Raw genomic sequence first — 22,159 nt, 5'->3', positions numbered from 1 at the left:
CGACGGATCAGCATTCGACGAGCGCCTTCACGACGGTCTGCCCCGCATCCAGCAAACGAGGCAGCGCGTCCGGCACCTCATCGAGCCGCATCCGGTGCGTGTTCAGCGCGCGATCCGGAATGCGCCCCGCACGCATCGCGTCGAGCACCGTCGCGAAATCCTCGGCCGTCGCGTTGCGGCTCGCGAGCAGCGTGGTTTCCCGCTTGTGGAATTCGGGATCCGAAAATGCGACATGCCCGCGCACGATCGAGATCAGCGTGTATTTGCCGCCGTGCGCGACGAATTCGAAACCGCGATTCATCGCATCGAGGTTGCCGGTCGCGTCGAACACCGCATCGAAATACTCGCCGTTCGTCAACGACGCGAGACGCGCCGCGTCGCCTTCCCCCACCTCCACCGCTGCATCGACCGCCAGATGCTGGCGGCAGAACGCCAGCCGGTCGGCCCGCGTGTCGAGGCACGTGACGTCGGCGCCGCGCAGCTTCGCGAAGATCATCGCGGCCATGCCGATCGGCCCGGCGCCGACGACCAGCGCGCGCTGCCCGGCGCGGACGTCCGCGCGCCGCACCGCATGCGCGCCGATCGCGAGGAATTCGAGCATCGCCGCCTGATCGAGCGAAATGCCGTCGGCCTTGTGAACGAACTGCGCGGGCACGCTCAGGTATTCGGCGAGCGCGCCGTCGCGATGCACGCCGAGCACCTTGATGTTCACGCAGCAGTTCGTGTTGCCGTGACGGCAGGCGACGCAGTGTCCGCACGACAGATACGGCATCACGTACACGGCATCGCCGGCGCCGAGCCCCGATTCGGCTTCCGCCTCGACGACGACCGCCGACAGCTCGTGGCCCATCACGCGCGGATAGTCGAGGTATGGCTGGTTGCCGGTGAAGATGTGCAGATCGGTGCCGCAGATGCCGACGCGTTGCACGCGCAACAGCACTTCGCCGCTGCCGCGCACGGGCAGCTCGCGATGCTGCACGCGCAGCACGCCGGGGGATTCGCAAATCACGCTGAGCATGTCGGTTTCCTTTCGTTCTGGTTCATTCGTCGTGGCGTGCGGTGTCTATCCGGTAGAAGCGGCGCGCGTTGCCGCCGAAAAGGCCCTCCAGCGCCGCGGCGCCGAGCATCTGCGCGCAGTCGTCCTCGCACGCGGCCAGCCATTCGCCGTAGCCGCCGCACGCCGAGGCCAGCCGCAGCACCGGCCAGTCGCTGCCCCACATCAAGCGCGTCGGCCCGAACAGCTCGGCCAGCGCATCGACATACGGCCGCGTGCGTGCGCGCACGGCATCCGGGCCGGCCGACGGCCCGGCCTCCGTCCAGAGGCCGGACAGCTTGCAATGCTGGTTCGGCAAGCTCGCGAGCCTGCGCATCGCCGTTAGCCACGGCTGCATCTCGCCGCGCTCGATGAACGGCTTCGCGCCGTGGTCGATCACGATCGGCAGATCCGGATGGCGTTGCGCGAACGCGTGCAGCGCATCGAGATGGCGCGGCATCACCAGCGCATCGAAACGCAGCCCGTACTCGAGCATCGCGGCCACCGCGCGATCCAGCCGCGGATCGTCGATCCACGCGTAGTCGGGCAGATCCTGCAGCATCGGTCGCAAGCCGCGCGCCTTCGGCGCGGATGCAAATGCCGCGATCCGCGCGGGTGCGTCGTCGGCCTTCAGGTCGACCCAGCCGACCACGGCGCCGACGCTCGGCGTTTCAGCCGCGAGATCGAGCAGAAAGCGCGTGTCGGCTTCGCTCGGCAGCGACTGCACGACGACGGTGATATCGATGCGCGCGGCGTCGAGCAGCGGCGCCAGATCGGCAGGGCCGAAATCCCGGTGAATCGCGTCGAACTCGGCCGGCGGCCAGCAGCCGGCCCGCGCGTCGATGCGCCAGTAGTGCTGATGGGCGTCGATGCGCGGGGTCATGCGTGTGCTCCCGGCACCGGCGCGTGCCCGTCGATCAACCCTTCGTCGCGCAGCGCATCCCACAGCTCGGCCGGCGCGGGGCGCTCGAACCAGGCGATGTTCTGCTTCAGCTGAGCCACGCTGCGCGCGCCGATCACGCACGACACGACGGCCGGATGACCGAACGGAAACTGCAATGCAGCGGCGGGAAGCGGCACGTCGAAGCGGTTGCACAACGCGCCGAGCCGCGCGGCCTTGTCGATCACGTCGGCGCTCGCGTCCGCATAGTTGAACTTGCCGTTGCCGGCGAGCAAACCGGAATTGAACACGCCGCCGATCACGATCGCCGTCCCTTCACGGACACACGCGTCGAGCAGCGGTTCGAGCGCCGTCTGTTCGAGCAGCGTATAGCGGCCGGCCAGCAGCACCGCATCGAGCGCCGCTTCGTTCAGCGCGTCGGCCGCGACTTCCCATTCGTTCACGCCGAGACCGAACCCGCCGATCTCGCCGCCCGAGCGCAACGCATCCAGCGCGCGAAACCCGCCGCCGCGGGTCAACTGGTCCCAGTAGTGCGCGTGACGATCGCCGTGCGTCATCGCGCCGATGTCGTGCACGTACAGCATGTCGACTCGCGCGAGCCCGAGCCGTTGCCGGCTGTCGTCGTGCGAGCGCATGATCCCGTCGTAGCTGTAGTCGTAGACCGGCCGGAACGGCAGCGGCTCCGCCCAGCCATCGTCGCCCGGCCGTACGCTCGCGTCGGCCCGCATCAGCCGCCCGACCTTCGTGCTGAGCGTGAAGGCGCGGCGCTCGCGCGGGGCGAGCCCCGCCCCCACGCGCCGCTCGGACAGCGTGTAGCCGTAATACGGTGCGGTGTCGAAATAGCGCAGGCCGGCCGCCCACGCGGCGTCGACGAGCGCGGCGGCATCGGCGGCCGACATCGGCCGATAAAGGCCGCCGAGCTGCGAGCAGCCGAGGCCGAGTGCGGACACCGCCAGCCCGCTGCGCGGCAAGGTGCGCGTATCGTTTGCGTTCATGAGGCGTAACCGGATGCGGGGAAAAGGGATCAGTACAGGACGTTCTTCGCTGCCTGCGAATCGAGGTTCTGCTTGTCGACCATCACGACGCCGGTATCGATCAGCTTCGGCGCGGGCTTGCGCTCGATCACGTCGAGCGCCGTGCGCACGCCCTGGTTCCCCATCTGCCACGAGCCCTGCACGGCGATCGCCTGCACGGTGCCGTCGCGCACGAAGCCCTGCAGGTCCTCGTTGCCGTCGAACCCGATCGCCACCACCTTGCCCGCCTTGCCCGACTGCTTCAGCGCACGGCCCATCCCGACCGCGGTCGGCTCGTTCGCGCCGAAGATGCCCTTCAGGTCCGGGTTCGCCGACAGCACGTCGGTCGTCTGGTTCAGCGCGGTCGCCATTTGCGATTGCGAGTAGTACGGGCCGACGACCTGCAGCTTCGAATGGCTCTCGATGTACTTGCGGAACCCGCCGACGCGGCTGACCTCGGACCCCGCGCCCGGCACGTACGACATGATCGCGATCTTGCCCGACTGCCCGACGCGGTCGATCAGCGCTTTCGCGCACAGCGCGCCCGCCTTCTCGTTGTCGGTCGACAGGAACGCCTGGTAGTACGGCTTGCCGGCATCCGAGATCGCCGAGTCGATCAGCACGACGGGAATGTGCGCTTCCCACGCCTTCTTGATCGCGGGCACCAGCGCATCGGGATCGGACGGCGCGAGCACGATGCCCGCCACATGCCGCGTGACCGCGTTGTCGACCATGTTGACCTGCCCGCTGATGTCGGACTCGGCCGCCGGGCCCTGGAACGTCATCGTGTAGCCCTTCGCGCCGTCGAGCGCCGCCTTCGCGCCTTTCTGCACGTTCTGCCAGTAGTTCGAATTGACCGTCTTGACGATCACCGCGATCTCGCCGCCCGCCGCATACGCACCGCTGCTGCATACCGCAAACACGCACGCCGATGCCGCCAGCAGGATGGATTTGTTCATGTCTCGCTCCGCTTCTCGTTGGTAGGGACTGCTTGCTGCCGGTCAGGGCCGGCGATTGCGCAACTGGTCGATCCACACCGTGCCGAGGATCACGACGCCGATGATGATCTGCTGGATGAAGCTCGATACGCCGTTCATGTTCAGGCCGTTGCGCAGCACGCCGATCACGAACGCGCCGATCGCCGTGCCCGAGATCGTGCCGACGCCGCCCATCAGCGACGTGCCGCCGATGACCGAACTGGCGATCGCGTCGAGCTCGTACATCACGCCTTCGTTCGGCTGCCCGGTGACGAGCCGCGACATCAGCACGCAGCCGGTCACGCCCGCGAGCGCGCCGGACAGCACGTAGGTGAACAGCTTCACGCCCTGCACGTTCACGCCCGACAGCCGCGCCGCTTCCGCGTTCGACCCGACTGCGTAGATGTGGCGGCCGAGCGACGTTCTCGACAGCAGCACCGACACCACGACGAACAGCACGACCATGATCACGACCGGATACGGAATGCCGGGAAAGGTCGTGTCGGGAAACCCGTCCGCGCCGATGCGCGAGATCCGCAGCAGCGCGCCGTTGCCGAGCGCGCCGAACGCGTCGCCGAGATCCGATACCGGCCGCGCGCCGGTGATCTGCAGCGCGATGCCGCGCGCGACGAGCATCATGCCGAGCGTCGCGATGAACGGCGGCAGGCCCATCTGCGTCACGCAGATGCCGTTGACGAGCCCGCACAGCGCGCCGACCAGGATGCCTGCCGCCATCGCGGCGGGCACCGGCACGCCGGCCTTGACCAGCAGCGCCGCGCACACGCCGGCCAGCGCGAGCACCGAGCCGACCGACAGGTCGATGCCGCCTGTGATGATCACGCAGGTGGCGGCCACGCCGAGATAGGCGATGGACGTGACCTGCAGGCCGACCGTCATCAGGTTGTCGACCGAGAAGAACGCCGCGCTCGTTATCGAGAACGCGGACACGAGCACGACGAGACTGCCCAGCGCCGCGAACTTCTGGATCAGGTCGCGCCGCCGCTGTCGCGCCGCCCGTTCGTCGGCCTGGCTTCGATCGGATGTCATTTCAAGCATGGGAACGCCCCGACGCGTAGTGCATGATCTCCTCCTGACTGGTGTGTTTCGTGTCGAGAAATGCGGTCAGTCGACCTTCGTGAAAAACGGCGATCCGGTCGGTCATGCCGAGCAGTTCGGGCAACTCCGAACTGATCAGCACGACGCCGACGCCGTCGGCGGCAAGCCGGTCCATCAGCCCGTAGATCGCGAATTTCGCGCCGACGTCGATGCCGCGCGTCGGCTCGTCGAAGAACAGGATCTTCGAGCCGCGGTACAGCCATTTGCCGATGACGACCTTCTGCTGGTTGCCGCCGGACAGGTTGCGCACGCGCTGGTGCACGGACGGCGTGCGAATCGCGAGGTCCTGCACGTAGCGGCGCGCGACGTCGAGTTCGTCGTCGAAGCGCAGGAACCCGAAGCGTGACGTGATGCCGCGCACGTTCGCGAGCGTGAGATTCGCCGCGACGGGCATCGGCAGCGCGAGCCCCTCCGTCTTGCGGTCCTCCGACAGATACGCGATGCCGTGCCGGATCGCCTCGCGCGGCGAGCGGATCGTCACGGGCCGGCCGTGCAGCGCGATCGTGCCGCCGTCGGCGCGATCGGCACCGAAGATCGCGCGGGCGATCTCGGTGCGCCCGGCGCCCATCAACCCCGCGAAACCGAGGATCTCGCCGCGGCGCAGCGCGAACGACACTGGCCCGAACACGCCGTCGCGGCGCAGGTCCCGCACGTCGAGCAGCACCTCGTCGGTCGGCACCGATTGCCGCGACGGATAGGCGTCGTCGAGCGTGCGGCCGACCATGCGAGCGACGATATCGTCGATGCTCACGTCGGCGAAATCGTCGGTCGAGATATGGCGCCCGTCGCGCAGCACCGTCACGCGATCGACGATCTGCGCCATTTCGTCGAGCCGGTGCGAGATATACAGAATCGCCACGCCGTCGGCACGCAGTTCCTCGATGATGCGAAAGAGCTGCACCGTTTCCGCTTCCGTCAGCGACGACGTGGGCTCGTCCATGATCAGCACGCGCGCGTCGTGCGACAGCGCCTTCGCGATCTCGACCATCTGCTGCTGCGCGATGGACAGCACGCCGACCTTCGTCGTCGGCGCCACGTTCAGCCCGATGCGCGCAATGCAGCGCACCGCATCCGCGTTCATGCGTTTCGTATCGACGAACGGCCCGCGCCGCGGCTCGCGCGCGAGGAACAGGTTCTCCGCCACGCTCAGGTGCGGGACGAGATTGAGTTCCTGGTGAATGATCGAGATGCCGGCCGCCTGCGCTTCGGATGCCGAACGAAACCGCACCGGCGCGCCGCGATAGTGAACGACGCCGTCGTCGGGCAGGTACTGGCCGCTGATGATCTTCATCAGCGTCGATTTGCCCGCGCCGTTTTCGCCGCACACCGCATGCACCTCGCCGCGGCGCAGGTCGAGGCGAATCCCGTCGAGCGCGAGGACGCCCGGGAAGCGCTTGCGAATTCCGTCCAGGCGCAGGATCTCCCGGTCCGCTTCGTCGTGCGCGGCCTGACCGGGCAGATTGCGAGGCATTGCCATTGCGTCTCCTTGGGGTGGATCGACCTCCGCACTATCCGGTCAGTCCAATTTGGATGAATTACAGCAATCAAACCCGCTTTGGTCAAGCCAATTTAACTATTCACATCTGATCTTACCAATGGTGAAAACCCGGACATCGGGATGAACCCGCCGCCGCACGGGGCGATGCGGCAGGCGTGATAGACTCCGCGACACGCGCTTGCGCCCAAAGCGCATTGATCCCTATCAATCGGATGAAATCCACAGAACCCAAGCGGCTTTACCAATCGGTCGCGGCCCAGATCGTCGCGTTGATTCGCCAGGGCGAATTCGCGATCGGCGAGCGGCTGCCGCCGGAGCGCGAACTGGCGCTGACGCTCGGCGTATCGCGACCGTCGCTTCGCGAGGCGCTGATCGCGCTGGAAATCGGCGGCCAGATCGAGATCCGGATGGGCTCCGGCGTGTATGTGCGCGACACGGCGGCCGACGCCGTCGGCCCGATGGCCACGCTCGGCGACAGCCCGTCGGAATTGATGCAGGCGCGCGCGGCCGTCGAAGGCAGCGTCGCCGCGCTGGCCGCCGCGCGGATGACGGCCGCGATGCTCGAGCGCCTGCGCCGCACGGTGCAGCGCATGAAGCGGCTCGCGGAGGCCGGCAAATCCCCGGTCGAAGCCGACCGGCAGTTCCACATGCTGATCGCGGAAGCCGCCGGCAACTCGGTGCTCACCCGCTTCGTCGGCGAGCTGTTCGACAGCCGCCACGACCCGATCGCGACCGCGATGCGCGGCCACGCGGAGAATCCGCAGACGTGGACCGCCGCGGTGCGCGAGCACGAGGACGTGCTGCTCGCATTGCAAGCCGGCGATCCGATTGCGGCGCAGACGGCCATTCGTGCGCATCTTCGCGCGTCGGAAGCGCGGTGGATCGAGGGTGGACTGAAAGCCGATCCGGATTGAGCGTGCGCGGGCGCTTGCACGCTCGTCGTCGCACAACGACGCACGGCGCCACCGGATGAACGGTGTCGACCTTCATCAAATCCGCTGATGCGTGATTCGGGCCCGCGCGGCAACACGCGCGGGCGTTTCGTCGCTTGACGCCGGCTGGCCGGATCGAGCAACACAAGACGCGACGAACCGGACTTTGCCGATCGCCGCGTCATGCTCCTCGCGAATACGTCGAGTATTCGCTTCGTCGCAATCCTTGCACTCGGCCCTTCTAGTGGCCAGCGCAAGCCCGTCATTAGCGTGAACGGGCCCTGGACGAAGAACGCCCCTCCCCGGACGTTGCGGAAATCGCGATTCCACGCGTTCCGCGACCGCCGTCGCACCGCCCGTCGTCACGCACCGATCCCGCTTCAAAATTACGATTGCAAATGCCTCTCATTTGCATTAAATTGCCGCGCAAATGTACTGTTTGGAACACAGATGCCGGCGCAAGGCCGCCCGCCGTGCCCGAACGCGAACGACACAAAAAGGGAGGGGTATGAGCATGAGGAACTGGGCGGCCGCACCGATGGCCATCGTCGTCGGCACGGCCGGCATGGGCGCCGCCGACGCGCAGGAGACGGCGCTGCCGACCATCGAGGTGTCCGCCCAACGCGCGACGGCGCCGTTCCGCACGCGCGAATCGACGACCGCGACGCGCAGCGAGGCGGACGTGATGGAGATTCCGTTCGCGGTCAGCAGCGTCGATACGAAGCTGATCCAGACCGTGGCCGCCACGCGCGGCGACGATCTTTACGACTGGGTCGCGGGCGTCTCGCGCCAGAACAACTTCGGCGGCCTGTGGGACAACTACGCGGTGCGCGGCTTCGCCGGCGACGGCAACACGTCCGGCACCGACTACCTGGTCAACGGCTTTTCGTGGAATCGCGGGATGAGCGTGCCGCGCGACACCGTCAACCTCGAGCGCATGGAAGTGCTCAAGGGGCCGGCGTCCGCGCTGTATGGCCGCGGCGATCCGGGCGGGATCATCAGCTATACGACGAAGCAGCCGCAGTTCGCCCGCGCGAACACCATCGGCGTGTCGGCCGGCAGCTACGGCGCACTGCGCCAGACCCTCGATTCGACCGGCCCCGTCACGAAATCGCTCGCGTACCGCTTCGTCGCGATGAACGAGAACAACGGCAGCTTCCGCGACACGGTATCGAGCAAACGCTACCTGTTCTCGCCGTCGTTCACGTGGGACATCGGCGCGGACACGACGCTCCACTACGAATTCGAGAGCGCGCGTCAGAGCGCCCCGCTCGATCGCGGCGTGCTGGCGGTCAACGGCCAGCTCGGCGTGATCCCCGCGTCGCGCTTCCTCGGCGAGCCGCGCGACGGCGACTACGACGTGCGCAACACGGGCCACCAGTTCACGCTCGAGCATCGCCTCGATTCCAGCTGGTCGATCAATGCCGGCGTCGCGCAACGCAACACCGACCTGTCGGGGCGCTCGTCCGAGGCATTCGCGTTGCAGCCGGACGGTCGCACGCTGTGGCGCCGCTACCGGCAAGTCGCGTTTCACTCGAACGACCTGCAAGGCCGCCTCGAAACCGCCGGCTCGTTCCGCACGGGCAGCATCGGCCATACGCTCGTGATGGGCGTCGATGCGTACCGCTTCAACTACGACCAGTTCGTCACGCGCTCCACGCCGAGCGCCGCGGCGCCGTATGCGATCGACATCTTCGATCCGGTCTACGGCCAGCCCGCGCCGACGCCGCGCACCGCGACCAACCTGCTCGAACGCGATGACGGACAAGGCGTCTACGCGCAGGACACGCTCGCGTTCGGGCCGCACTGGAAAATCCTGGCCGGGCTGCGCTGGGATCGCTTCCACCAGTCGATCGACAACCGCCTGAAGGGCGTGACGACGAGCCAGCTGCAGACCGCGGTGAGCCCGCGTATCGGCGTCGCGTACGAAATGAGCCCCGCGTGGTCGTTCTATGCGAACACCGCGTATTCGTTCCGGCCGAACAACGGCGCCGACGTCGGCGGCAACGCGTTCGATCCCGAGAAAGGCCACGGCTACGAAGCCGGCGCGAAATGGGCCGGCGCGCGCTCGCTCACGACCGTCTCGGCGTTCTACGTGACCAAGCGCAACGTGCTCACCGCCGATCCGGCGAATGCCGGTTTCTCGCGCGCGGCCGGCGAAGTGCGCAGCCGCGGCGTCGAATTCGAATGGAGCGGCGACCTCGGACACGGCCTGCGCGGCATCGCGAACTTCGCGTACGTCGACGCCGAGGTCACGCGCGATACCGTGCTCGCGCCCGGCTCTCGCCTCGTCGACGTACCGCGCCTGAGCGGCAGTGCGCTGCTGATGTACGAGACGACCCTGCCGTTCGCGGACAAGGCGGGCGCCGGCGCGGGCGTGATCTATGTCGGCCGCCGCGCCGGCAACACGGCCAACACGCAGGACGGTTTCGAACTGCCGGCCTACGCGACCGTCCAGCTCAACGGCTATCTTCAGGTCAACAAGCACCTGCGTGCATCCGTAGTCCTGAACAACCTGTTCAATCGCACCACCTACGTCAGCTCGTACAACAGCCTGTGGGTCACGCCGGGCGCGCCGCGCAGCCTGTTCGCGTCGCTCGCGTACTCGTTCTAGGCCGGCCGGGGCGGCTGACGCGACGCGCCTCGCACGTCAGCCGCCGACCACGAACCGCGCGCCCAGCGCGAGCAGCAACGCAGGCGGCATCACGCACGCGCCGACCGCGAGAAATTCGCGGAAACCGACCTGCAGCCCTTCGCGCCGGATCGCCGCCAGCCACAGAATCGTCGCGAGCGAGCCGGTGATTGACAGGTTCGGGCCAAGATCCACGCCGATCAGAATCGCGTCGACCACCGTTTGCGGGCTGTGCGCCGCGTGGATCGTCGAACTCGCGATCAGCCCGGCGGGCAGGTTGTTGACCGCGTTCGACACCAGCGCGACCGCGACGCCGGCCACGGCCGCGGCGACGTGCTCGCCGCTTTGCATCAGCATGTGCAGCAGGCCCGCCAGCGCGCGCACCGCGCCGGTCCGGTCGAGCGTCTCGACGACGACGAACAGCCCCGCGACGAGCGGCAACACGCTCCATGAAATCTCGCGAACGATCGGCACGCACGCCGCGCGATCGCGCATCGCCACGCACGCGACCGTGACGACGCCCGCCAGCGCGGTCGGCAACCCGAGCGGGCGATCGGCGACCGACACCGCCATCAGCGCGACGGCCGTCGCGGCGATGCCCGCGAGCGCGATGCGCCCGCCGCTCGTCAGCGGCTGCACCGGCAGCGCGGACTCGCAATGGCCGGACAGCGCACGTCGCTGCACGATCCGCAGCATCACGAACGTGCAGACGATCGACGCGACGGACGGCGCCGCGAAGTGCGCGAGCCAGACGCCGAGCGCCGGCATGTGCGCACCGTACAGCACCAGGTTCGCCGGATTCGAAATCGGCAGCACGAAACTCGCGGCATTCGCGACGAGCGCGCAGCTGTACAGCAGCGGCATCGGGTCGGCCTTCGCGCGGCGCGCGGCGGCCAGGACGGCGGGCGTCAGCACGACGGCGGTCGCGTCGTTCGACAGGAACACGGTGGTAACGACGCCGACGCCGTAGATCAGCGCGAACAACCGCCGCGGCGAGCCCTGCGCGAGATTGACGACGTGCGTCGCGACCCAGTCGAACAGTCCCTCGCGACGGGCCGCCTCGGACAGCAGCATCATGCCCGTCAGGAAGAGGTACACGTCGCCGCCTTTCGCGACGGCGTCCAGCGCCTGGGCGGCAGGCAACAGGTTCAACACGACCAGCAGCAGCGCGCCGCTCACGGCCCACGTGGCTTCGGGCCAACCGAACGGACGCGTGATGACGCCCGCGGTGGCGAGCGCGGAAATCAGCCAGGCAAGCGAAACAGGATTCATGGGCAAGTGGACGGAGGGATGGGAATCGACATCGCGTTCACGACGATGTCGCCGATAGATCGGCGGGCTTGCCGCACACGCTGCTCAGCGAGCGTGCATGACCGAGCCACAGCGCGAGCGAGCCCGTCGACACGGCGCCCAGCACGATGAACGCGGACGGATAGCCGAAGTGTTGCGCGAGCACGCCGCCCAGCACGGGGCTGAGCGCCGCGCCGATACCCTGCGCGGTCGCGACGGCGCCCTGCCCGGCATTCACGCGGCCGGAACCGTGCAGCAGGTGAACGACGAGCGCGGGCACGACCACGCTTTGCAGCCCGGCGCCGATGCCGTCGAGCACCTGCACCGGCCACACGCCCGCTTCGCTCATCCACACCGCGGCGACCAGCCCGCGCACCGGCAGCACGAGGTACGAGAACAGCAGCACGCGCCAGTAACCGTGCGAGCGAATCAGCCGGGGCGCGAGCCACGCCGCCGCGATCATCACGCACTGCGCGATGACGATCGTCTGTGCGGTGAACGCGCTCGCATTGCTGCGCTGCGTGACGACGACGCCCATCCCGTAGAGCGGCAGCATCGCGGCGTTGCCGAGATGGAACAGCGCGAGCGACGCGCCGAGCAGCACCAGCGGCCGGTTCTCGGCGAGCGTGCGCAGGCCGCCGACGTGCGACGCCGACGCCGACGCCGCGTCCGACGCATGCGGATGCGCAGCTTCCGTTCCCGGTGCGGCACCGGCAGGATCGAGACCCCGTGCGGACGCATGATCGATCGCGTGCCCGGGAATCGCCAGCGTGCTCACGATGGCGAGGACCGTAAACGCGCCGACCAGCGCGAACACCGCGTCGAATCCGACATGCCAGCCGAGCCACCCGGCGAGCGCCGCACCGGCGACGTTGCCGGCGTGGTTCGCCATCTGGTTGCGCCCGAACTGCCGGTCGAAACCCTGCCGGCGCACGATGCCGAGCGTCACGCCCGCGGCGGCCGGCGCGAGCACCGCGCCGCTGACCGCCGCCACGATCTGCGACGCCGCCACCGCCGGATAGCCGTGGACGAACATCATCGCCAGCGACGCAAGCGCCGTCACCGCGGTCGCCGCGACGATCAGCGCCCGCTTCGCGCGCACCGCATCGACGAGCGCGCCGGCCAACGGCGTCGCGGCCATCGCGGCGAGCCCGGCCAGCGTCATGACCGAGCCGATCGCATCGGCGCCCCAGCCGCGCGACAGCAGGATGACGCCGATGAACGGGCCGATGCCGGCCTGCACGTCGGCCAGGAAGAAGTTGAGCGCTTCGAGCGCGCGCGCCGGTCTCATGGTCGTGTCACCGTCGCTCGCTCATTCGACATCCGCATCGACGAGCTCGGCGATCTCGCTCACGTCGAGCGTCGTGCCGTGCGGCGTGACGACGCCGTGCCCCCACGCCTGCACATGGACACCGGGACGCAGATATTCGTGCAGCGCTTCAGCCGCATGCGGCGGCACCCGCAACGCGACGCCGCTCGTCAGCAACGCGCCGTTCACCTCGCCTTTCGGGCCATGCAGCGCGAACGCGACTTCGCCGCTCGATTCCATCGGTTGTCGATCGGGGTGCGTCGGCTTCGGCGGTGCAGCGTGCGCGGGCCCGTCGTCGACGATGTCGACGCCGTCGCGCCCGGTCAGTTGCACGGCCGCGATGATCTCCGCGCGACGCGGCTTGACGCCCCGCACGCGGATGCGGTCGCCGACCGCGACGCGGCGTACCAGTTCGCGGCCCAGATGCGGCGGCACGTGCACCTGCAGGTCGCCGTTCAGGATCAGGCCGTCGATGTCTCCGTGCGGATTGAGCAGGAACTGGGTGACGCGGCCGCGCGTTTCGGGCAGGCAGGCGGGATCGATCCAATGCATGGCAGGACTCCTTTCGATGAATTGCGGAATAGCGCCGCGCGATTAGCGCGCGACATCGTCATAGAGATTCACGACATGGCCCGGCGCGCCGAACGCGGTCGCCTGCAGCGCTTCGCCGTACGCGTTGCGCGTGCCGTAGCCGACCGCGGCCACGCGCTCGCCGGGGGCGAGCAGTGCACCGAATTGCTGGGCGGCCGGCACGGTCAGCTTGACGATCGCCCCGCTGTCGAGCATCACGCCGTCCGGCTCGCCGCGCGGCGCCCGCGTCACGCGGCGCACGACGCCGGACACGCTCAGGCGGGCGAGGTTGACGCCGCGCAGCATGGGCGGCATGGGCGCGACGGGCGCGGGCGGCTGATCGGACAGCGACGCGCCGCTGCCGTCATTGCGGACCACGCGGGCACGGATTTCATCGTCGACGCGTCGTTCGCCGGCTACCGTCACGCGGTCGCCCGTCTTCACGAGCGCCGTCAGTTGCGAACCGAGATGCGGCGGCAGGCGGACGAGCGTGCCGTCGGTGAGCACGAAGCCGTCGACGGTGCCTTCCGGATTGATCGTCAGGCGCGACAGCGTGCCGGACACCAGCGCATTCGATGCGGTGTCGTTTCCGGGTACGGCAGGCACAAGCGCGCGGGGCCGAGGAGGAGCAGGCGGCGGCATGGCGCCGGCCGGGTCGTCCGCGCGCGGCGCCGGCGGCACCTGCGCCAGGCTGACCGTTGCGACGGCAACGAGCGCGGCCGCGCAGAGCATGCGAGACGAGCGGCGCACGGCGGCACGGCACGGCGGCCGCGATCGAACGACAGGCAGGTACGACTTCATGACGGGCTCCGGCGACGGGTTGCGATGCCTCGATATCCGCAATACCCGTGCCAACCCGCGACGCCCCGCGTGGCCATGCGCCGAACGACGACGCGCGCGAAACCTGTCGGATTTCCCGACACGTCGCTTCACCGGATGTCGGCATTCCCGACAGTCGAAGCGGTGCGGCTAGCCGTCGCGCTCGATCCCGAGACTCGCCATGCGCGCATAGAGCGACTGGCGGCCGATGCCGAGCTGCCTCGCGGCTTCCGCGCGGTTGCCGTTCGCACGCTCGAGCGCGTGCAGGATCGCCGCGCGTTCGACCGTCGCCAGCGCATCGGGCAGCGGCATGTCGAGCAGGTGCGCCGGCACCGCATCGGCGCCCGATTCGCGCGCGGGCACGGCGGCCAGGCCGAGATCGGCCGCGCTGACGGCCGGCCCGGGGGCGAGCGCGGCCGCCCGCTCCATCACGTTGCGCAGTTCGCGCACGTTGCCCGGCCAGCGGTGATCGAGCAGCGCGCGCTGCGCGTCGTTCGTCAGATGCAGCGCGCGCATGCCTGCCGCGTTGCGCAGGAAATGCGCGGCGAGCGGAAGGATGTCGGCCACACGCTCCGCGAGCGGCGGCAGGTGCAGCGGAATGACATTCAGCCGATAGAAGAGATCTTCGCGGAACGTGCCGTTCGCGACGGCCGCAGCGAGGTCGCGGTGCGTCGCGGCCACGACGCGAATGTCAATTGCCGTGGCGCGATCCGCGCCGAGCGGCGTCACCTGGCGCTCCTGCAGCGCGCGCAGCAGCTTCGCCTGCATCGCGGCGGGCATGTCGCCGATCTCGTCGAGAAAGAGCGTGCCGCCGTCGGCCTCGACCAGGCGCCCCGCGCGATCGGCATGCGCGCCCGTGAACGCGCCGCGACGATGCCCGAACAACTCGCTTTCGAGCAGATCGGCCGGAATGGCCGCGCAGTTCACGGCGACGAACGGCCCCGCATGCCGGGCCGATGCCGCATGCAGCACGCGGGCGGCCACCTCCTTGCCCGTGCCCGTCTCGCCGGTCAGGAGCACGGTCGCGTCGCTCATCGCGGCGCGGCCGACCTGCTTTTGCACGTCGCGCATCGCGGCGCTCACGCCCAGCAGTCGCGGCCGGTCCGCCGACGGTTCGCCCGCGAAACCGCCGTCGGGCGGCGCGGTCGCGAGCGCGGGTGGCTGATTCGCCGACACGACGCGTTCGAGCAGTTGCGCGATGTCGCGACGCCCGATCGGCTTCGTCAGGTGATCGAATGCACCGAGCCGCATCGCTTCGATCGTGTTGTCGCTGGTCGCATGGGCCGTCAGCATGACGACCGGAATCGCGGCCAGCGCGGGATCGTCGCGCAGTTGCGCGAGCACGGCCAGCCCGTCCAGATCCGGCAGGCGGAAATCCAGGAAGATGCATTCGACGCCACCGCCGTCGCGCAGCGTGCTAAGTGCGGCGTGGCCGGTTGCGGCCTCGACGGCCCGATGACCGAGATCGGCGAGCGTTTCGGCGAGGCCGTCGCGAAAGGCCGCGTCGTCGTCGACTATGAGGATGTTTGCCATGGAATTTCAATCACGAATGCGGCGGCCCCGTCGAGGCGCGCGTGCCCGCCGTGCGCCGCCGCCACTTCGCGGACGACGGCAAGACCGAGGCCCGTGCCGTCCGCGCGGCCCGTCACGAACGGTTCGAAAATCCGCTCGCGCTGCGCGGCCGGCACGCCGGGGCCGCTATCCGACACGGTGAGGCACAGCCAGTCGCGCCCGGCGAACGCGCGCCGCTCGGCGGCGAGCGTGACCGCGCCGCCGTCGCCCGCGTGGTGCAGCGCGTTGAGCAGCAGATTGTCGAGCGCGCGCCGCATCTGGTCGGGATCGAACGCGGGGAAATCCGACGGCCACGCAAGCCGTTCGCCCTGCCCCGCGAGCGACAGCGTCAGGTCGATCGCTTGCCGCTGTGCCAGCTCGCGGTGCGCGTCGACCACCTGCGCGAGCCACGCGTCGACGTCGACCCGTGTCGCATGCGGGCGCACCGGCTGCGTCAGCGCGAGCAGGCTCGACAATTGCGCATCGATGCGCTCGATCTGCGCGAGGATCACGCGCAGCGCGTCCTGCTGCCGCCGGCCATCGCCGGCCAGCGCGTTTTCTGCCTTCAGCCGCATCGCGCCCATCGGATTGCGAATCTCGTGCGCGACCTGCGCGGCAAGCTTCCCGAGCATGCCGAAGCGTTCGGCCTGCGCGAGGCGCGTGCGCAGTTCGTCGGCCTGCTGTTGCAGCAGGTCCGCGCGCCGCGCCCGCTCGTTGAACGCATCGATGACGCGGTCGAGATCGGGCTCGCCGACGTACGGCAGGTGATGCTCGCGTCCATCGGGCCCCAGCCCGCTCTCGATCCGCGCGAGATTGCGCTTCCATCGGCGCAGCGCCACGGCCAGCGCGGCCGCGATCGCCAGAATCACGGCGAGTACGGCCGCGAGGCCCGTGGCCAGCAGTTCGCCGTGCCGGCCCAGCGGCGGGCGCGCACGCGTCAGCATCCACACGTACAGCCCCGAGCCGCCGCGTACCGGGCAGGCCGCCGCGACCACGGCATCCTGCGCGCCTTCGACGACGTTCGCCGTCGCGGCATGCGTCGCGGCCGCGGCGCGCAGCGTGCGGAGGATCAGCGGCGTTTCCGCTTCCGGAACGTCGCGTTTGACGCCGCTGCCCTGGTAGGTGGGAAAGGAATACGCGAGAAAGCCGCTTGCCGCCGGGGCGGCGCCGGGCATCCAGAACCCGCCTTCCATGTCGGGCGCACGGGAGAGCACGATGTCGAGGATCGCGTGCATCAGCTCCGGGGCGGGCCCGGCGCCTGGCGACGCGGAAGACGCGCTGTAGCGCGACGCGACCGCCTCGCATGCCGATGCGCCGGCGGCCTTCGCGCCGGCTACCTGCTGGCTCTCGGCGGAACTCGCCGTGACCCAGACGACCGCGACCAGCGTCGCGCACAGCGCCGCGACGAGTGCCCAGAGCATGACAAGTTGGGTGGAAAACGACGGACGCTTCATCGGATCGGGCTGGCGGGTGAGGACGACAGAATAACGTATTGCATGTCATGCGAAGCCGCCGCGATCGCCATGCGTCGCACGGGCGGCCCGCCGGGCCGGCGGCACCGGCTCACCCCGGAAAGCCGGGCGAAAGCCTCGGGCGCTAGACTGCCTTCGGTCCAGCGTCCAACCGAAACATCACCGTCGAGCCCCCCCATGCGCGCCCGTTCCGTTCGAATCTTGTTCGCTGTCCTGTTCGCCGTCGGTACGCTCGTCGGCACGGCCTCCGCCAGCCACGCATGCGAAGTGCCGGCTCCCGTGCGGACGATCGACCCGCCCGGCTACTACGACGACCCCACCGGTTATGCGCGCGACGTGAAGCCGATGCGCGACTTCGTCGCGAAGCTGAACACGGCGGCGGATCACGGCGACTGGTCGTGCGCGTTGACGCTGCTCGACAGCTGGGCGCAATCGGATGCGTTGATGGGCGCGATCTCCGGTTATCAGGGCTACTACGAGCGCTCGTGGGCCGGCACCGATTTCGCGATGGTGATCCTGCGCATGCCGCGCGGGTTGCGCGACGCGAACCGCGGGACATTCAACGCGATCGACCCGTGGCTCGAACGTATCGCGATCGCGACCCGCAACGCGGAAGCGATCAACCACCTGCACAACAATCTCGTGTACTGGGCCGGGCTCGACCTGATCGCGATCGGCACCGTCACCGACAATGCCAGCCTGATCGACTCCGGCTTGCTGCGGGTGCGCGAAGGCATTCGCGACATCCGCCCGGACGGCTCGCTCGAGCGCGAGGTCAAGCGCGGCGACCGCGCACTGCACTACCACACGTTCGCGCTGCTGCCGCTCGTGTTCGCGGCCGAACTCGTTCAGCGGCGCAACATCGATCTCTACCGAGAAAACGACGGTGCGATCGGCCGCCTCGCGAACCTCGTGATCGACGCGGTGGAAGACCCCGCGAGTTTCACGAAGATCACGCCGGTCAAGCAGGACCTGTTTCCGTGGACGTTCCGCGACGAACTGAGCTGGGTCGAGCCGTACTACGCGCGCTTTCACGATCGCCGCCTGCCGGCGATCATCGCGCCGCGCCGCCCGTTCAGCGAATGGCGGCTCGGCGGCGACGTGACGGCGGCGTGGGGCGCGCCGCTGCCATGACGCGCGGCGCATTCGATCAGAAGCGGTGGCGAATGCCGACGATCGCAAGCTCCTGGGTCGCCTTGCCGCCGTCGACGTAGGCGTCCGCAATCACCGCCTGCGCGGGGCCCGCGCCGTTGCTGCCCGACGCGTGCCCGTAGCTCACCGTCGCGTAGAGATCGGTGCGCTTGCTGAGCGCGTAGTCGGCCGCGAGCGTGACCTGCTGGTACGTGGCCGACGAATCGCCGTGCGATTTCAGGTAGTTGTAACCCGTCTCGAACAGCAGCGCGGGCGAAGCCTGCCACGCGACGAACACCGAGCCGTTGTTGTAGCGCTCGGCCGTCCCGAACGTCGAATTCCCGTCGCGCAGGTATTCGGCATAACTGTAGTGGCCACCCACCGTGAATGCGCCGAGCACGTAGCTCACGCCGGCGCGCGCGATATTCACCGCGCTGGCCGTCGCGTAAGCGTTGTTGACCGGCGACAGGAAGATCGTATCGGCACTGCTTGCGCCGCGCGTCGACAGCACCGCGTTCCCGTTGTCCAGATGCGCGTAGCCGGCCGCGACGGTCAACGGCCCGGCCGTGTACGACATCGCCGCGTTGTACGCCTGCCCCGAGCCGACCGAGCCGGCCACGCCGCCGAACCCGTACATCGCGGCCACCTGCAGGCCGCCCCACGACGGGCTCACCCATTTGACCGCATTGCTGTTGCGAACCGAGCCGTCGGCATTGTCGACGTCGCCGGGCGCCGTGAAGTACTCGAGGAAATTGTTGCCCTGCACCGTCAACACCAGATCCTGCAACGTATCCTGCTGACGGCCGGCCGTCACCGTGCCGAATCCGCCCGCCAGCCCGACGAACGCCTTGCGCCCGAACAGCAGACCGCCGCTCATCTTGCCGCTGTTCACGTTGAAACCGTTCTGCAGGTTGAACAGCGCGCTCAGGCCGCCGCCGAGATCCTCGGTGCCTTTCAGCCCCCACTGGCTGACGGACATCTGCCCCGACTGCAGCTTGACCTGGTTGCTCGCGCCGCCGGTGTTGTGCGTGTACTGAATCGATTCGTCGATGACGCCGTAAAGCGTGACCGAGCTTTGCGCGAATGCGTTGCCGCATATGCCGGCCGCGCATGCGAGGGTGGTCGATGCGATCCATTTCATTGCCTTTCTCTCCTGTCGTTGCGGGGTTGATCCATCTGATTGACGTGCTCCAGACATCATTCGTCATTTGATTTGGATAACGAATTGATGAAGTCGATACCGGTCGCTGCGTTTCGGCGGAACGCGACGGCGACACGTAGCGCCGGCGCGCCCCGAGGCTCTACCTGTGCCGTGCCGCGCGAGCGCGATGCCTGAACAGGCAGATCAGCTCGCTCGCCACGTGCGCGGCGACCAGCGCGGTAATGTCCGCATGATCGTAGGCGGGTGCGACCTCGACCACGTCCGCGCCGACCAGGTCGACCGACGTGAGCCCGCGGATGATCGACAGCGCCTGCGCGCTCGACAGGCCGCCCGGCACGGGCGTGCCGGTGCCGGGCGCGAACGCCGGATCGAGCCCGTCGACGTCGAAGGTGAAATAAGTCGGCCGCGCGCCGACGATCTCGACGATGCGCGCGATGGTCGCGTTCACGCCGTGCTCATGCACCCAACCCGCATCGAGCACCGACACGCCCATGAAATCGTCGTTCCATGTCCGGATGCCGACCTGCACCGAGTGGGCGGGATCGATCAGCCCGTCCTTGATCGCCTTGTAGAACATCGATCCGTGATTGAGGCTGTCCGGCTGATCGTCGGGCCAGGTATCGCAGTGCGCATCGAAATGGATCAATGAAAGCGGCCTGCCGTACTTTTCCGCATGGGCCACGAGTAGCGGGTAGCTGATGTAGTGATCGCCGCCGAGCGACAGCATCCGTGCACCGGCATCGAGAATCGTGCGCGCATGCGTGACGATCGCCTCCTTGACGGTAGACGGATTGTGCACGTCGAGCCAGCAGTCGCCGTAGTCGATCACCGCATAGTCGTCGAACGGATTGATCCCCCATGGATACGGCAGCAGCACGCCGAGCTGGCTGCTCGCCGCACGGATCGCGCGCGGGCCGAGCCGTGCGCCCGGACGGTTGGTCGTCGCGATATCGAGCGGCACACCGGTCACCGCGAGATCGACGCCGGCCAGCTCCTTCGTATACAGGCGCCGCATGAACGACACCACGCCCGCATAGGTGTTCTCCTTCGACGAACCATAGGGCGATTCGCGACGGATCGCGCCGTCTCCGCGTACGACCGACTGCTTCTGCATGATGCGTCACCCCTGTTTCGTGTGCCGATAACGCGCACGCCGGTATCAGATGCCCAGCGCGCAGCCGTCCTTGCGATGGTCGGACGCGCCGATCAGCGTGCCGGCCTCCCAGTCGATCCGGATCGCCTGCGCGCCGCCGATCGCCCAGCTCGGCGCGACGACGTTGAAGCCGCGACGCGCGAGCGCTTCGCGCACTCCCGCGGGCATCGTGCATTCGACCTCGACCTGATCGGTGCCCGGCCGCGGAAAGATGCGCGGCAGGTCGATCGCCGTTTGCAGGTCCAGGCCGTAGTCGAGCACCTTCGACAGGAAGTGCGCATGCCCCATCGCCTGATAGTGGCCGCCCATCACGCCGAACGTGATCTGCACCTTGCCGTCGCGGGTCACCATGCCGGGAATGATCGTGTGCATCGGCCTCGCGTGCGGCGCGATCGCGTTCGGGTGGCCGGCTTCGAGCGTGAAACTCTGGCCGCGGTTGTGCAGCATCACGCCCGTTTGAGCGGACATGATGCCGCTGCCGAACGGATGAAACAGCGAATTGATGAAGCTCGCGCAGTTGCGATCCTTGTCGACCACGCAGATGTAGACCGTGTCCTTGTGCTCCACCGTCGCCGCGACCGGCGCGCCGAGCGCGTGAAGCGCCGCGATGCGCGTACGCAGCGATTCGACGGATGCCTCCGACAACAGCGTGTCGACGTCCATCGGCCGCCGGCGCGGATCCGCCAGCAGCACGTCGCGCAGCGCATACGCGACCCGTGCGGCATCGATCTCACGGTGCAGGCGCTCGGCGCCGAGCGGATCGTCGTTCGCGTCGAAGCCTTCGAGCAGCTTCAGCATCAGCAGCGCGATGACGCCCTGCCCGTTCGGCGGACACTCGTGCACGTCGTAGCCGCGAAAGCGCGCGGTGATCGGCGTCACGTATTCGCCATGGAACGCCGCGAAATCGTCCATCGTATGCAGGCCGCCCATGCTGCGCAGGCGCGCCACGATGTCCTCCGCGACCCCGCCTTCGTAGAACACGCGCGGGCCCCCTTGCGCGATCGCCTCGAGCGTGCGTGCGAGCAGCGGCTGCCGATGCACGCTGCCTGCCCGCGGCGCGTGGCCGGCCACCAGCATCTGCGCGCGGCTCGTGGCGTCCAGCGACAGCAGTTGCGCCTGATGTGCCCAGTCCGCCGCCGCGCGCGGTGCGACCGCATAGCCGTCACGCGCGAACCGGATTGCCGGCGCGAGCAATGCGGAGAGCGGCAGCGAGCCGTGATCGCGCGCGAGCGTCGCCCATGCGTCGACCGCGCCGGGCACCGTCACCGCGTGCGGCGAGTGGCGCTCGATCGACGTGACACCGAGCGCGCTCAGCCGCTCGACGCTGGCGGCGGCCGGCGCCCAGCCCGACCCGTTGAAGCCGACGATGTCGTCGCCGCCGCCGCGCGAATAGAGCGCAAAGCAGTCGCCGCCGATGCCGGTCGAACCCGGCTCGACGACGCATTGCACCGCGCACGCGGCAATCGCGGCGTCCATCGCGTTGCCGCCCGCTTCCAGGATCCGGACGGCAGCCAGCGTCGACGCGGGATGCGACGTCGCGGCCATCGCGCCGGTCGACATCACGAGCGAGCGGCCCGGTTGTTCGAAATTCCTCATGGCG

18 protein-coding genes are annotated in these 22,159 nt (G+C 68.8%); 3 read left to right on the top strand and 15 right to left on the bottom strand.

Features of this window, described 5'->3' with window-relative positions; all coding sequences use genetic code 11:
* Positions 1-7: 7 nt before the first annotated feature.
* From FFS49_RS11185 to FFS49_RS11160, 6 genes are read right to left on the bottom strand one after another with little or no spacing between them, the layout of a single operon-like run.
* Positions 8-1,018 (bottom strand): zinc-binding alcohol dehydrogenase family protein, encoded by a 1,011-nt coding sequence (locus FFS49_RS11185; protein ID WP_105815607.1) that lies wholly within the window; start codon positions 1,016-1,018, stop codon positions 8-10.
* 22 nt (positions 1,019-1,040) lie between these two features.
* Positions 1,041-1,916 (bottom strand): amidohydrolase family protein, encoded by an 876-nt coding sequence (locus tag FFS49_RS11180; protein ID WP_105815606.1) that lies wholly within the window; start codon positions 1,914-1,916, stop codon positions 1,041-1,043.
* On the bottom strand, positions 1,913-2,929 hold the full coding sequence (locus FFS49_RS11175) for an aldo/keto reductase (protein WP_105815605.1): 1,017 nt from the start codon (positions 2,927-2,929) through the stop codon (positions 1,913-1,915). The genes FFS49_RS11180 and FFS49_RS11175 overlap by 4 nt, the downstream gene beginning before the upstream one ends.
* A 29-nt stretch (positions 2,930-2,958) precedes the next feature.
* Entirely contained in the window at positions 2,959-3,906 is a 948-nt protein-coding gene (locus tag FFS49_RS11170; protein WP_137909920.1) for an ABC transporter substrate-binding protein, read from the bottom strand.
* A gap of 42 nt (positions 3,907-3,948) precedes the next feature.
* Positions 3,949-4,980, bottom strand: coding sequence for an ABC transporter permease (locus tag FFS49_RS11165; RefSeq protein WP_105815603.1), 1,032 nt, complete (start codon positions 4,978-4,980; stop codon positions 3,949-3,951).
* Positions 4,973-6,517 carry a sugar ABC transporter ATP-binding protein gene (locus FFS49_RS11160; RefSeq protein ID WP_105815602.1) on the bottom strand — a complete coding sequence of 515 codons (1,545 nt, stop codon included), beginning with the start codon at positions 6,515-6,517 and terminating at the stop codon, positions 4,973-4,975. Before FFS49_RS11160 ends, FFS49_RS11165 begins: the two co-directional genes overlap by 8 nt.
* A 233-nt stretch (positions 6,518-6,750) precedes the next feature.
* Here FFS49_RS11160 and FFS49_RS11155 point away from each other — a divergent pair, with 233 nt between their 5' ends.
* Both FFS49_RS11155 and FFS49_RS11150 read left to right on the top strand, forming a co-directional pair.
* Entirely contained in the window at positions 6,751-7,452 is a 702-nt protein-coding gene (locus tag FFS49_RS11155) for a FadR/GntR family transcriptional regulator (RefSeq protein WP_034209092.1), read from the top strand.
* 526 nt (positions 7,453-7,978) lie between these two features.
* Entirely contained in the window at positions 7,979-10,084 is a 2,106-nt protein-coding gene (locus FFS49_RS11150; RefSeq protein ID WP_105815601.1) for a TonB-dependent receptor, read from the top strand.
* 36 nt (positions 10,085-10,120) lie between these two features.
* Here FFS49_RS11150 and FFS49_RS11145 read toward each other — a convergent pair whose 3' ends face one another.
* The 6 genes from FFS49_RS11145 to FFS49_RS11120 form a co-directional block, all read right to left on the bottom strand.
* A complete protein-coding gene (locus FFS49_RS11145) occupies positions 10,121-11,374 on the bottom strand; it encodes an arsenic transporter (protein WP_105815600.1) in 1,254 nt (417 codons plus the stop codon).
* A gap of 37 nt (positions 11,375-11,411) precedes the next feature.
* Entirely contained in the window at positions 11,412-12,683 is a 1,272-nt protein-coding gene (locus FFS49_RS11140; RefSeq protein ID WP_105815599.1) for an MFS transporter, read from the bottom strand.
* Between the two features lie 21 nt (positions 12,684-12,704).
* A complete protein-coding gene (locus FFS49_RS11135; protein WP_105815598.1) occupies positions 12,705-13,253 on the bottom strand; it encodes a hypothetical protein in 549 nt (182 codons plus the stop codon).
* A gap of 42 nt (positions 13,254-13,295) precedes the next feature.
* Positions 13,296-14,072 (bottom strand): hypothetical protein, encoded by a 777-nt coding sequence (locus FFS49_RS11130; protein WP_105815597.1) that lies wholly within the window; start codon positions 14,070-14,072, stop codon positions 13,296-13,298.
* Positions 14,073-14,240: 168 nt separating this feature from the next.
* Positions 14,241-15,623: a sigma-54 dependent transcriptional regulator gene (locus tag FFS49_RS11125; protein ID WP_105815596.1), complete on the bottom strand. Its 1,383-nt coding sequence runs from the start codon at positions 15,621-15,623 to the stop codon at positions 14,241-14,243.
* Complete coding sequence (locus FFS49_RS11120) at positions 15,605-17,095, bottom strand: HAMP domain-containing sensor histidine kinase (protein ID WP_105815595.1); 1,491 nt, start codon at positions 17,093-17,095, stop codon at positions 15,605-15,607. Before FFS49_RS11120 ends, FFS49_RS11125 begins: the two co-directional genes overlap by 19 nt.
* 195 nt (positions 17,096-17,290) lie before the next feature.
* On the opposite strand from FFS49_RS11120, the gene FFS49_RS11115 reads away from it, so the two are divergent.
* Positions 17,291-18,247: a mannuronate-specific alginate lyase gene (locus tag FFS49_RS11115; protein ID WP_105815594.1), complete on the top strand. Its 957-nt coding sequence runs from the start codon at positions 17,291-17,293 to the stop codon at positions 18,245-18,247.
* A gap of 16 nt (positions 18,248-18,263) precedes the next feature.
* On the opposite strand, the gene FFS49_RS11110 is transcribed toward FFS49_RS11115, so the two are convergent.
* The 3 genes from FFS49_RS11110 to FFS49_RS11100 all read right to left on the bottom strand — a co-directional run bounded on the left by FFS49_RS11110 (position 18,264) and on the right by FFS49_RS11100 (position 22,155).
* Positions 18,264-19,385 carry a porin gene (locus FFS49_RS11110; protein ID WP_105815593.1) on the bottom strand — a complete coding sequence of 374 codons (1,122 nt, stop codon included), beginning with the start codon at positions 19,383-19,385 and terminating at the stop codon, positions 18,264-18,266.
* Between the two features lie 160 nt (positions 19,386-19,545).
* The gene (gene speB, locus FFS49_RS11105) at positions 19,546-20,520 is read right to left on the bottom strand and encodes an agmatinase (RefSeq protein WP_105815592.1); all 975 of its coding nucleotides are present in this window, start codon (positions 20,518-20,520) and stop codon (positions 19,546-19,548) included.
* A 45-nt stretch (positions 20,521-20,565) separates the two neighbouring features.
* A complete protein-coding gene (locus tag FFS49_RS11100; RefSeq protein ID WP_105815591.1) occupies positions 20,566-22,155 on the bottom strand; it encodes a gamma-glutamyltransferase family protein in 1,590 nt (529 codons plus the stop codon).
* Between the last annotated feature and the right edge of the window lie 4 nt (positions 22,156-22,159).

The sequence above is a fragment of the Burkholderia sp. 4NA327C6 genome, assembly GCF_005502655.1.
Taxonomy (GTDB): Bacteria; Pseudomonadota; Gammaproteobacteria; order Burkholderiales; family Burkholderiaceae; genus Burkholderia; species Burkholderia contaminans.
The sequence above is the reverse complement of the archived record's forward strand: the minus strand, read 5'-3'. Positions and strand labels throughout refer to the sequence as shown.